We start from the raw sequence: 11515 nt of genomic DNA, 5'->3' as shown, positions 1-11515 counted from the left end.
CTGCACGGTCGGGGTGGATTCGGCGGCGGAACAGTCGGCGCGCGCCGATAAGGTGGGGGGATCGAGACCAAGCGGACACCTGTCCACTCTCTGCGCACGAACGTAGTGGACAATTGTCCGGTCAGCAAGGACCATTCCGCGCCACGACCCGAGGAGGCGGCGTGCAGCACCCGAAGAAGCAGCCGGGGCTGCGCTCGGACGCGCAGCGCAACCGCGAGCGCATCCTCGAAGTGGCCCTGGCCGAACTGACGTGCTCGGCGGACACACCGCTGAGCGTGATCGCGCGCAAGGCGGGCGTCGGACAGGGCACCTTCTACCGCAACTTCCCCAGCCGGGAGGCGCTGGTCCTTGAGGTGTACCGGTACGAGGTGCAGCAAGTCGCCGAGACGGCGGCCCAGTTGCTGTGCACGCGGACGCCGGAGGTGGCGCTGCGCGAGTGGATGGACCGGCTCGCCCAGTACGCGATGGCGAAGGCGGGCCTCGCGGACGCGCTGCGCGAGGCGACGACGGCACGCGGCGCCTTCAAGAGCCTCTCGTACGGCCCGCTGACCGAGGCCGTCACCCTGCTGCTCACGGCCAACACGAAGGCGGGCACGATCCGGCCCGGCGTCACCGCCGACGACTTCATGCTGGCGATCGCGGGGCTGTGGATGGTGGACCCGCACACCGACTGGCAGTCCCGTACGAAGCGCCTGCTGGACCTGGTGATGGACGGTTTGCGGGCGGGGGCGCCGGGCCCGCCGGACGGATACTGACTACGACCGCTTGCGCGGCTTGCCCCGCTTGGCGCCGCCCTGCTGCTTGGCGCCGGGCTTGGGACGGCCGGTGCCGCGCGCGGGCGTCTTGCGGGGCGCGGGCTTGGCGGGCTTCTTCTTGGCCGGCGCCTTCTCCTGCGGGCTCTGCCGCCCCCGGGAGCTGTTGACCGTCCGGCCGCGCACGATCCCGATGAAGTCCTCGACCTGGTCGGTGGTGCGCTCCTCGGGCCAGGCGAGGGCGACGTCCGAGCCGGGCGCGTCCGCGACCGGCCGGTAGGTGAGGTCGCGGCGGTGGTGCAGCCGGGCGAGCGACTGCGGCACGATCAGCAGGCCGACGCCCGCAGCGACCAGCTCCACGGCGTCCGCCGTGGTCGCGGGCCGCTCGAACGCGGGCTGCCCCGGCGGGCGCTCCCAGCCGAGCACGTCGTCGAGCGGATGCTGCACGATCTCGTCGGCGAGGTCCGCCAGGGTGACCTCCTCGACAGCGGCCACCACGTGGTCCTTGGGAACCAGGACGACGGTGGTCTCGGTGTAGAGGGGGATCGCGCTGAAGTACGTACGGTCCACGGGCAGGCGCACCAGACCGGCGTCGGCCTCGCCGCGCCGCAGGGTGTCCGCCGCGTCGCCTGCGGCGACCGGGACGAGGGTGAGCGGGGTGTCGGGCAGGCGCTCGTTCCAGATCCGCACCCACTTGGCGGGGGTCGCTCCGGGGACGTACGCGAGCCGGAACGAGGGCGCTGCCGCGGGGGTCTTCTCCGTGCCTGTCACCCCGCAAGGCTACCCGGCGCGGTCACACGTGGTCGGACCTCTGCCCCGCGCTCGATACCCTTGACCTCATGAGTTCCGATCAGAACACCCAGACCATGAAGCCCGCGACGGCGGCGAAGAAGCTGGGTGTGTACCTCGAGGCCACGCCCGCCGAGTTCCGTGAGGGCGTCGTCTCGCGCGGCGAGCTGAACGCCCTGCAGGCCGACCCGCCGCAGTGGCTGCGGGACCTGCGCGCGAACGGCCCGCATCCCCGCCCGGTCGTCGCGGAGAAGCTGGGCGTCTCCATCGCGGGCCTCGCCCGTGGCGGTGTCACCGAGCCGCTGACCACCGAGCAGATCGACGCGCTCAAGGACGAGAACCCGGAGTGGCTCCAGAAGGAGCGGGCGACGCAGGCGGAGGTCCGCAAGGAGAACGTCCGCGTGAAGAAGCTCCACGCCGAGCAGGCGCGCAAGCGGGAACAGCGCGCTCAGGACTGATCGCGGCGCAGGGCGAGGAGGCCCGCCAGGGCGAGCGCGGCGAGGACCGTGCCGGACGCCGCGGGCCAGCCGCCGGACGCGACGAGGGGCGCGGCGAGCGCGGAGCCGACGACGCCCGCGAGGAAGTAGAGCAGCAGGTAGACGCCGCTGAGGCCGCCCGCCCGCGCCGGGTCGATGCCGAGGACGCGGGTCTGGTTGGCGGCCTGGGCGGTGAAGCAGCCCGCGTCGACGAGGGCGAGCCCGGCGGCCGTGACGGCGGGCCGGTCCAGACCGGTGCAGAGCAACGCGGCCCCGGCCGTCGCCGCGCCCATGCTCGCGCAGATCACCGCGCGCGGCCCGAACCGGTCGCCGAGCCGCCCCGCGACCGGCAGCGCGGCGAAGCCGAGCGCCCCGGCCAGGCCGTAGAGGCCGATGGCGGCGGCGTCGAGCCCGTACGGGGGTTGCGCGAGGCATACGGTCAGCGCGACCCAGACGAGGCTGAACGCGAAGTACCACAGGCTGCCGGTGAGCACGGCGCGGCGCAGGGTGCGGTGGCGGCGCAGGGAGCCCGGCAGTGAGGTCAGCGTGGCGAGGTAGGTGTCGCCGGGCGCAGGCCGCGCGTCCGGCAGCCGCAGCCACGCCCCGGCCGCGCAGGCGAGGACGAGCCCGGCGCAGCAGAGCAGCATGCCGCGCCAGCCGAACGCGTCCGCGAGCGCCCCGCCGACCAGCCTGCTGAGCAGGATCCCGGCCGACATTCCGGCGGCGACGACCGCGACGGCCGCCCCGCGCCGCCCCTCGGGCACGCCCCGGCCCGCGATCGTGGAGGCCATCGCGCTGACGCTGGCGCCCGCGCCGACGAGCAGGTAGGCGACGAGCAGCACCCCGAGGCCGGGGGCGGACGCCGCGAGCAACAGGCCACCGGCCAGCAGGACGAGCTGCCCCGCGACGAGCCGCCGGGGCGCCGCCCGGTCGGCGAGCGGCAGCAGGAAGGCGAACCCCGCGATGCACCCGGCCAGCGCGGCGGTGGTGACGAGCCCGATGGCGGCGGTGGAGGTGCCGGTGGACCGGGCGACATCGCCGAGGGCGGGTTGCACGGCGTAGTTGTTGGCCAGCGCCACCCCGGCGACGAGGCCGAGCAGCCCGACGCCGCCGCGCCGCAGGACCGCGGCCGCGCTCATCTCAGGGCCCCTCCCCGCGCACAAGGACCACCGCGTACCGGCACTCCGTGTCCGTCGCGTTGGCGAAGACGCACGCCGAGGGCGGGCCCAGTTCGACCGTGTCGCCCGCCTCCAGTTCATGGACCGTGTCGCCCTCGTGGAAGGTGAGGCGGCCCTCGATCACCCAGATGAGCTGGCGGTGGAAGGCGAACGCCGCCGCCGGGTACGGGACCCGGGCCCCGGCGGGCAGCCGGACCTCGGCGACCTCGGCGGGGAAGCCGGGCCCGGAGAGCTGCCGCCGCTCGTACCCGGTCTCCGGGTCGTGCCAGCGGGACGCGGTCCCCGCGCGCCGCACCCGGTCCGCCCCCGTGCCCGGCTCCTCGTCGGGGTCGAGGAGGGTGGCGACGCTCAGCTCGAACGCCGCCGACAGTTTGCCGAGGACGACGGCGGTCGGACTGCTCTCCCCGCGCTCGATCCGGTGGATCATGGCCCGGGACACCCCGGACTCCTCGGCGAGTGCGGACAGCGTCCAGCGCCGCCGGTCCCGCTCGGCGCGGATCCGCCCGCCGATCCGCGCGACCAGCGGGTCTACGATGTTGGACATGAATCCACCATACGAGACGGGGGCGCGGGCGGTGACGGTCCGCCCGGCCCGCACCGAGGACCTCGACGCGGTCCTGGCCATCCGCAACCACGCCATCGAGCACGGCACGGCGCTGTGGACGGACACGCCGCAGACCCGCGCCGAGGGCGCGGCCTGGCTCGGCGCGCACCTGGGGCGGGGTTCGGCGTACGTGGCCGAGGACGGCGGCACGGTCGTCGGCTTCGGCGTCTACGGACCGTGGAAGGACTACTCCGGGTTCCGGCACACCGTGGAGAACTCGGTGTATGTGGCCGAGGGCCACCACGGCAAGGGCATCGGTTCGGCCCTGCTCACCACGCTCGTCGCGTCGGCGAGGGCCGCGGGCCTGCATGTCATGATCGCCGGGATCGAGGCGGGCAACACGGCGTCGGTCCGGCTGCACGAGCGGCACGGATTCGAGCACGCGGGCACGGTCCGCGAAGTGGGGACGAAGTTCGGCCGGTGGCTCGATCTGACGCTGATGCGGCTTCCCCTGGAGTAGACGCGCGCGGAGGCACAGGCCCCCGCCGTCTCACCCCGTGCGGTGCAGCGCGCTGTCCAGCGCGCCCCGTGTGCGGTCCGGCAGCGGCCGGCCGTTCGCCCAGCCCACGAGCTGCCGGGCGACGTCCCGCAGCTTGGTGTTGGTGTGCTGCGAGATCTCCTTCAGGACGTCCCAGCCCTCGTCGGGCGTGAGCCGTCCGAGCACGATGACGACACCGATCGCCTGGTCCACGACGATGTGCGAGGCGATGGCCTGGCGGAGTTGCGCCGCCTCCGCCCGCAGCCCGGTGAGGTTCTCGGCCGATTCTTCCCCGTCCACCCCGACCCACCGCCTCTCCTCGCGACCGACGCAACCACCCACGATGCCGAGGCCCGGGCCGCCGCCGCGACACCGTGGACGAACAGCGCCGGGGATCAGGTGTCCAGAAAACGAACCCCTTCCCCCCGTCCTCCCGCCCCGGCGTGCCGGTGCGGTGCCCCGGAGCCGTAGGCTCCTGTAAGGACCACGGGCGCACGACAGGCGAGGTGAGGCGGCATGCAGACCCTGCACTTCGACAGCAGCGACATCGGGGTGACCGAGGAGTTCCTCAGCCGCGCGTACGCGCGCATGCAGATCGGCAACGGCACCCCGGACTCCAGCCGCGCGCGCATCCGCCGCGACGCCATGCCCGGGGTGAGCGTCGACGAGCTCGACCTCGACTTCGACATGCGCTACGAGGTGACGCCGCTCGGCAAGATCTGTCTGTGCGTCGTCCACGAGGGCACGATCCAGGACCACGGCTTCGCCGGTGTCGAGGACGCCTTCGGCCCCGGCGACGTGGTCTCCTTCGCGCCGCCCGAACTCCCCTACCGGGGGCGGATCATCGGCGCGCGCTACAACATCACGATGCTGGACCCGGCGCTGCTGAGCCAGGTCGCCGGGAACGATCCGCGCTCGGGTCCGGGGCCGGTCCGGCTCACCGGGCACCGGCCGGTCTCCGCCGCCGGGGCGGAGCATCTGCGGCGCACGATCGTCCACGTACGCGATCACGTCCTCGGTGATCCGGAGGTGGCGGAGCAGCCGTTGGTCACCGCGACGGCGGCGCAGCACCTGGCCGCGGCCGTCCTCGCCGCGTTCCCGCACACCGCGCTCACCGAGCCGACCACCGCCGACCGCAACGACGCCCGGCCGAGGTCCCTGCGGCGCGCCGTCTCCTACATGGAGGACCACGCGCACGAGCCGATGACGGTGGCGGAGATCGCGGCCGTGGCGCATGTGACGGTGCGGGGTCTGCAGTACGCGTTCCGCCGCCATCTGGACACGACGCCGCTGGCGTACCTGCGCCGCATCCGGCTCTCGCACGCCCACCGCGACCTGGTGAACGCCGACCCGTGCGGGGGCGTCACGGTGACGGCGGTGGCGGCCCGCTGGGGTTTCTACCACCCCGGCCGGTTCGCCTCGCTCTACCGCAGGGCGTACGGCCGCCCGCCGCACCACACGCTCGCGGCCGCCTGACGCACGCCCGCTCCTCCCGCTGCTGCGCGAGGCCGTCATCCGGTGCCCGGCGCGGCCTCCGCCCGGGGCTGGGGCGCGGGCGGCTCCTGCCGCTCCGCGTCCTGCCACCGGATCCGGGTCCCGCACAGGCAGACGACGGCCGCCGCCGCCGCGACCACGCCCAGCCCCCACACCAGGCTGCTCGCGCCCGCGACGAACCCGATCAGCGGCGGCCCCGCGAGCAGGCCCGTCGTCCCCATGGCCGCCACGAGCGCCAGCGCGTCGGAGCCCTGCCGGGCGGCGGCGACGTAGACGCACGGGGTGACGGCCGCGATGCCGAGGCCGACGCAGGCGAAGCCGGTCAGGGCCGTCACCACGCCCCCGCCGGCCAGGGCGAGCACGAGGCCCGCGGTGGCGAGGGCGCTGCCGAGGACGACGACCCGGCCGTCGCCGAAGCGGCCGCGCCAGCCGTCGGCGAAGAGCCGGGCGAGCACCATCATGGCGGAGACGACGGCGATGCCGAGCGGCGCCAACTGGTGCGAGGCGCCCGCGACCTCGCGCATGTACAGCGTCGACCAGTCGTTCATGGCGCCCTCGGTGACCGTGCCGAACGCCATGGCGCAGCACATCCACAGCACCACGCGTGACGGCATGCCCCGCTTGCCGCGCCGCGCCTTCTTCTCCTTCTGCCCCGGCGCGGGCGCGTCGTCGGCGAGCAGCCCGGTCCTGGCGTACGCGCCGAGCAGCACGAGCAGGGCCGCGGCGACGGCGAAGTGCGCGGTGACCGAGGGCGTCACCGCGTTCATCCGGGAGGCGAGGAGCGCGGCGAGCAGGGAGCCGCCGCTGAACGTGGCGTGCAGCCGGGCCATCGTGGTCCGCTCGAACCGGGCCTCCAGCGCGGCCCCTTGCGCGTTCATGGCCACGTTGAGGCAGCCGACGAGGACGCCGTCGAGGCCGAGGACGAGGAGGGCGAGCGGGAAGTTCGGCGCGGCGGCGAGCGCGAACAGCAGCGCGGCGAGGCCGAGCGCCGACAGGAGGGCGAGCGTGCGCGAGCCGAACCGCCGCATGAGCGGGTCCACCAGCGGGAACGAGACGACCGCGCCGATCCCGGCCGCCATGAGGAGGACGCCGACCTCGGCCGCGCTGAGGCCGAGGTCGTCCTTGAGGGCGGGGATGCGCGAGGCCCAGGTCGCGTACTGGAACCCGAGGGAGCAGAACAGCGCGGCGATCGCCCACTGGTGCCGGCGGAAGGGGTCAGAGGACACGCGCATCACTCGTTTCGAGAGGCAGGGACATGTAGACGGCGTTCGCGCCGTACTCACCGCCGGGGGCGACGACCCCGGGGTGCGCGGTGAAGCCGCGCGCCGACCAGAACGGTTCCGTGCCACCGACGGAGACCAGCGAGACCCGCTCGTAGGCGCGGGCGCGCGCGACCGCGCAGAGGTGGCCGAGCAGGTGCCGGGCGAGGCCCTGGCGGCGCAGTTCGGGAGCGATGACGAGGTCGTGGAGGTGGAGGTTGCGGGCGGGGACGGCGGCCCGTCCGGCGGTGGCGCGGGCCCGCCGCAGATCCGGGTAGGAGCCGTGCGGGTACGGCAGCGCCAGGACGTACCCGGCGAGCTGCCCTCCGACGTGGAGGGCGAAGCAGGTCTCCGGGGAGGCGTCGCGCCGGGCGCGCAGGGCGGCCTGCCCCTCCGAGAGGCCGAGGCGGCTGTAGGCGCGGGCCTCCAGCGCGGTGATGGCGGGCCAGTCCCGTTCGGCGATGGCGCGGACGCGGGCGGTGTCGCTCATGCCGGGCCGCCGGCGCAGTGGTGCGGGAGCGGGGCGAAGCCGTTGAAGCCGAGGGTCATGTAGCTGGTGGCGTAGGCGCCGCTGGACCGCACCTGGACGGGGTCGCCGGAGCGCAGCTCGCGCGGCACGCTGACGAGGCCGGGGAAGGCGTCGTCGCTGTCGCAGGTGGGGCCCGCCACGCGCGCGAGGACGCGTTCGGCGCCGGGCGGCGCGTCGGGGAAGACGAGCGGGTACTGCAGCGCGTCGGTCTCGTAGAGGCCGTTGAACCGGCCGACGCTGAGGTACAGCCAGTGCCGGTCCTCGCCGTCGGGTCCGCGCCGCCGGGCCATCCGCACCACGTGGGCGTGGACGGTGCCGTGGTCGGCGACGAGGTGGCGGCCCGGTTCGACGACGAAGGCGAGCGGTCCGCCGTGCAGGTCGCGCAGGTGCCGCAGGCCGTCGCGGAGCACGGCGAAGATCTTGTCGAGCGGCGGGTCGAGCGGGGCGCCGTACCGGTCGGCGTAGCCGAGGGCGGGCAGGCCGCCGCCGAGGTTGACGTGGTCGAGGACGATGCCTTGCCCGCGCAGGGCGGTCAGGGTCTCGGCGAGGTCGGCGAACGCGTCCTGCCAGGCGTCCGCCGTCATCTGCTGCGAGCCCACGTGCACCGAGAGCCCGGCCGGCACAAGACCGGCCGCGCGCGCCGTGCTCAGCACGCGTACGGCCTCGTCGGGGGCGCAGCCGAACTTCTCGCTGAGCCCCCACAGCGCGCCGTCGCCGGTCGTCGCGAGGCGGCAGAAGACGCGGGCGCCGGGCGCGTGCGCCGCCACGGCCCGTACGTCCTCGACGGTGTCGGTGGCGAAGTCACGGATGCCGAGGCGGTGGGCGTCCGCGATGTTCCGGTCGGACTTCACGGTGTTGCCGTAGTGGATCCGCCCGGCCGGGACGCCCGCGCGGAGCGCCTGGGTGATCTCCTGCGGACCGGCGGCGTCGACCCCGGCCCCCCGCCCGGCGAGGAGGCGGAGCACCTCGTCCACCGGGCACGCCTTGAGCGCGAACCGCACCCGGACGCCCGGGAGTTCGGCGAGCAGCGCGTCGTACTGGGCGCCGATCCCGTCGAGGTCGTACACGAGCCGGTCCTCGACGGCGACCGCGGTCGCGGTCATCGGACCGGCTCCGGCGCGGGTACGGGGGTGACGCGGGCGGCACGCACCAGCTCCGCCCACTCCTCGGTCAGGAGGGCGAAGTCCGCCATGTCGCCGCGCGCCTCGTCGAGCAGCTGCTCGCGCCTGGGCCGGAGGAGGTCGGCCAACTCCTCGTACTTGCCGCCCAGTCGGCGGTACGAGGCGTCGAGCACGTCGAGCCGGCGTACGTTCTCGGCCTGGTCGAGCTGGACGCTCTCGCGGACGAGCGCGGCGACGCGGTCGGCGCGCACCTGCCCCTCGTCGTCGAGGAGGCCGTCACCGGCCTCGGCCATCCGCTCGTAGACGTGGTGCAGGTACAGCATCGACAGCAGGAACTTGGCGAACCGCGTCTGGTAGGCGAGGAAGCCCTGCCGCGTCCTGCGCTCGCCGGTGTGGAAGTTGACGATGTCCCGGTTGTGCAGGACGCCCGGGAGCCCCGCGTCGTGGACGAGGTGGATGAGGAAGTAGTCGCTGCCGATGGTGTCGGTGGCGGGCGGCAGCGGGACGCGCTCCTGGACGCCGTGGAAGGCGATGTTGCACATGTCGACGCGCATCGGGTCGACGAGCGTGAGCAGCGTCCGGTCGTGGCGGAACGGCTCGGTCCCGGCGCCGAGGAACGATTCGGCGGCCAGCTCCGCGCGTTGCTCGGCGGACCAGTGCCCGGGCGCCCACAGTCCGACGATGTCGGTGTAGACGTCCGGGTCGAGCGCCTTGATCTCGGCGATGTCCACGGAGAGCGCGCCGACGAAGGAGGCGCCGGCCATCGCGACGCGGCGGTCCCGTGCCGCGGTGGTGAGGGCGGTCTCGTCGACGGCGCGGGCGGCGTCGGCGGCCCGCAGGCCGAGGGTGCGCAGCTCGTGGTGGACGGGGAAGACGGGCCGCCCGTCGGGCTTCTGGTACCGGCTGTCGGAGTCCCTGCGGTGCACGGAGGCGCAGCCGAGGGCGGCGGCGACGAGGAACGCGCGGTTGGTGCAGGCGCCGTAGGAGACGGCGTCCGGGAGCATGAGGTCGAGCAGGAGGTCGGGCTTGCGGGTGCCGCTCCGCTCGATGACGGCGCGCAGGAAGGCGCGCTGCTCGGCCTCGTCGAGGTGGTGGACGGTGATCCGGGGGTGGGGCGGCAGGTCGTGCAGCACGGCCCGGTGGAGCGCGCGGACCGCGGCGTCCTCGCAGGAGTCGAGGACGAGGAGGCGCACCTCGACGTCGTCGAAGGCCGTGACGGCGTACGCGGCCTCCTCGCCGAGGGCGGTGAGGGTGTCGGCGCAGGGGCGGTTGGTCGGCAGCGTCAGGCAGATACGGCGCACGCCGCCTCCTCCTGCGCGCCGTGCCGTCCTTCGCCCCAGGAGCGCAGGCCCAGCAACTTGGCGCCGAGGTCGGTGAGTTCGGCGGTGTCGTAGCGGAGGGCCTCGGGGCGGTGCGCGTCGCCGAGCAGGGTGGCGTTCCAGTCGGGGGTGGTGAGGTCGCGCCAGGAGTCGACGCGGGAGCGGCGCAGCGTCTCGTGCGTCTCCAGGGCAGGCATCATCGACAGGTACTGGACGGCGCGGACACTGCTCTCGGAAGTGTTGGGGGCGACGCCGTGCGCGAGCATGCCGTTGAAGATGAGCAGGTCACCGGCGTGCAGGTCGGGCCGGACGACGGGCATGTCGGCGCGGTCGACGCGCGGCCGGATGGGGTCGCGGCCGTCGGGCTGGAGGGCGGCCCACCGGTCGAAGCGCCGGAACAGCTCGGGGCAGCACTGGAACCCGCCGGTCTCGGGGCTCGTGTCGTTCAGCGCGATGATCCCCTGGACGCGCTGCGGCAGCACGCTGGCCGTGGTGTCGACGTCCCAGTGCAGCTCGATGTCGAACCCTTCCTCGGTGGGCGCGATCAGCTCACGGGAACGGTTCTTGATGTTGGGCGGGTTGAGGTTGAGCCGGTCGAGGGTGACCCACAGCTCCTCGCAGTCCCACACGTCGACGAAGGCGTCGTACACCCGCTGGGTCTGCCGGCTGTCCCAGAGGAGCTGGTGGTGGTACGCCTCCACGAACCCGTAGACGTGCAGGTCGCGGTCGAGGTCGCTACGGAACTTGCGCTCCTCGTACCAGGTGTCGGGCCGGTCGGGGTCGAGCCCCTGGAACTCGTAGGCGAAGTCGAGGAGTCGCTGTGCGGCGTCGCGGGGTATCGCCTGCTTGACGATGACGTACCCGTACGTCTGCCAGAACGCGAAGTCCTCCGGCGACAGCACTCTGAGCGGCCGCGTCTTGCGCAGGTGTCGCAGTTGGGTCTGCGCCAGGTAGGTCTCGCCGTCGGCGCTGAGGTACGGGAGGTCGCCGGCGGCGCGGTGCAGATACGGGGCGGGGGGTGGCACGGGGTGTTCCAAGACTCGTTCCTTCGGTGCAACCACGTCGGCCTCGGGAGGCGGTGACGGGTGGGAGGTGACGTAGGAGGAGATGGCATCGCCGGACAAGAACGTCTGTCGGCTGCCGCCCGGGCACTTCGCGGGCGACGGCGCAGGGCGGTCGAGGGCGGTCGCGGAGGAGAGTCGAACACGTCCTCCGGCGGGCCGGCGCCCCCTCAATCTGGACTAGACCAACTGAGACTGTCAACACCGGAATTGACCGCGCGCTCGGCCCGGGTGTCGGGTTACTCGCAGGTCACATGCCTGATCGCCGAAGTACGGGCAGGTCGTCGGCCCGGCCCTTGACAGCGCGGACCGAAGCGGGAATGTTGGTGGTCTATACCAACCGCAGGTCGGCGAGGAGGCGCGGTCTGTTCGAATGCCGCGCACGCCCGTCCGTCCGCTCGGCCGCGCCCAACACCTCGACGCCCGCCCGGAGTCGGCCGTGCGAAGTGCCCCAC

Annotated in this window: 13 protein-coding genes; 4 read left to right on the top strand and 9 right to left on the bottom strand. The window is 73.9% G+C overall.

Annotated elements, in window-relative coordinates; all coding sequences use genetic code 11:
• Positions 1-161: 161 nt before the first annotated feature.
• The gene (locus tag ABZ877_RS03160; protein ID WP_361063407.1) at positions 162-755 is read left to right on the top strand and encodes a TetR/AcrR family transcriptional regulator; all 594 of its coding nucleotides are present in this window, start codon (positions 162-164) and stop codon (positions 753-755) included.
• On the opposite strand, the gene ABZ877_RS03155 is transcribed toward ABZ877_RS03160, so the two are convergent.
• Positions 756-1523 carry a LysR family substrate-binding domain-containing protein gene (locus tag ABZ877_RS03155; RefSeq protein ID WP_361063404.1) on the bottom strand — a complete coding sequence of 256 codons (768 nt, stop codon included), beginning with the start codon at positions 1521-1523 and terminating at the stop codon, positions 756-758.
• Positions 1524-1591: 68 nt separating this feature from the next.
• On the opposite strand from ABZ877_RS03155, the gene ABZ877_RS03150 reads away from it, so the two are divergent.
• Positions 1592-1999, top strand: a complete 408-nt coding sequence (locus ABZ877_RS03150) for a DUF5997 family protein (protein ID WP_361063401.1) — start codon at positions 1592-1594, stop codon at positions 1997-1999.
• Here the strand turns inward: ABZ877_RS03150 and ABZ877_RS03145 are convergent.
• Together ABZ877_RS03145 and ABZ877_RS03140 are read right to left on the bottom strand one after the other, a co-directional pair.
• A complete protein-coding gene (locus tag ABZ877_RS03145) occupies positions 1990-3156 on the bottom strand; it encodes an MFS transporter (protein ID WP_361063399.1) in 1167 nt (388 codons plus the stop codon). The two genes, ABZ877_RS03150 and ABZ877_RS03145, sit on opposite strands and share 10 nt — an antisense overlap.
• Position 3157: 1 nt before the next feature.
• Positions 3158-3739, bottom strand: a complete 582-nt coding sequence (locus tag ABZ877_RS03140; RefSeq protein WP_361063395.1) for an XRE family transcriptional regulator — start codon at positions 3737-3739, stop codon at positions 3158-3160.
• On the opposite strand from ABZ877_RS03140, the gene ABZ877_RS03135 reads away from it, so the two are divergent.
• Positions 3738-4259 (top strand): N-acetyltransferase family protein, encoded by a 522-nt coding sequence (locus ABZ877_RS03135; RefSeq protein WP_361063392.1) that lies wholly within the window; start codon positions 3738-3740, stop codon positions 4257-4259. The genes ABZ877_RS03140 and ABZ877_RS03135 overlap by 2 nt on opposite strands.
• Before the next feature lie 30 nt (positions 4260-4289).
• Here ABZ877_RS03135 and ABZ877_RS03130 read toward each other — a convergent pair whose 3' ends face one another.
• Entirely contained in the window at positions 4290-4577 is a 288-nt protein-coding gene (locus ABZ877_RS03130) for an ANTAR domain-containing protein (protein ID WP_361063389.1), read from the bottom strand.
• 216 nt (positions 4578-4793) lie between these two features.
• Between ABZ877_RS03130 and ABZ877_RS03125 the strand changes: the two genes are divergently transcribed.
• Positions 4794-5753, top strand: a complete 960-nt coding sequence (locus ABZ877_RS03125) for an AraC family transcriptional regulator (protein WP_361063386.1) — start codon at positions 4794-4796, stop codon at positions 5751-5753.
• Positions 5754-5788: 35 nt separating this feature from the next.
• On the opposite strand, the gene ABZ877_RS03120 is transcribed toward ABZ877_RS03125, so the two are convergent.
• From ABZ877_RS03120 to ABZ877_RS03100, 5 genes are read right to left on the bottom strand one after another with little or no spacing between them, the layout of a single operon-like run.
• Positions 5789-7003 carry an MFS transporter gene (locus ABZ877_RS03120; protein WP_361063383.1) on the bottom strand — a complete coding sequence of 405 codons (1215 nt, stop codon included), beginning with the start codon at positions 7001-7003 and terminating at the stop codon, positions 5789-5791.
• The gene (locus tag ABZ877_RS03115; protein ID WP_361063381.1) at positions 6987-7520 is read right to left on the bottom strand and encodes a GNAT family N-acetyltransferase; all 534 of its coding nucleotides are present in this window, start codon (positions 7518-7520) and stop codon (positions 6987-6989) included. Before ABZ877_RS03115 ends, ABZ877_RS03120 begins: the two co-directional genes overlap by 17 nt.
• Entirely contained in the window at positions 7517-8662 is a 1146-nt protein-coding gene (locus ABZ877_RS03110) for a type III PLP-dependent enzyme (RefSeq protein WP_361063378.1), read from the bottom strand. Before ABZ877_RS03110 ends, ABZ877_RS03115 begins: the two co-directional genes overlap by 4 nt.
• A complete protein-coding gene (locus ABZ877_RS03105; RefSeq protein ID WP_361063374.1) occupies positions 8659-9981 on the bottom strand; it encodes a DUF6271 family protein in 1323 nt (440 codons plus the stop codon). Before ABZ877_RS03105 ends, ABZ877_RS03110 begins: the two co-directional genes overlap by 4 nt.
• Complete coding sequence (locus ABZ877_RS03100; protein WP_361063371.1) at positions 9963-11036, bottom strand: phytanoyl-CoA dioxygenase family protein; 1074 nt, start codon at positions 11034-11036, stop codon at positions 9963-9965. The genes ABZ877_RS03105 and ABZ877_RS03100 overlap by 19 nt, the downstream gene beginning before the upstream one ends.
• Positions 11037-11515 lie beyond the last annotated feature (479 nt).

This window comes from Streptomyces sp. NPDC046939 (genome assembly GCF_040644575.1).
Taxonomy (GTDB): domain Bacteria; phylum Actinomycetota; class Actinomycetes; order Streptomycetales; family Streptomycetaceae; genus Streptomyces.
The sequence above is the reverse complement of the archived record's forward strand: the minus strand, read 5'-3'. Positions and strand labels throughout refer to the sequence as shown.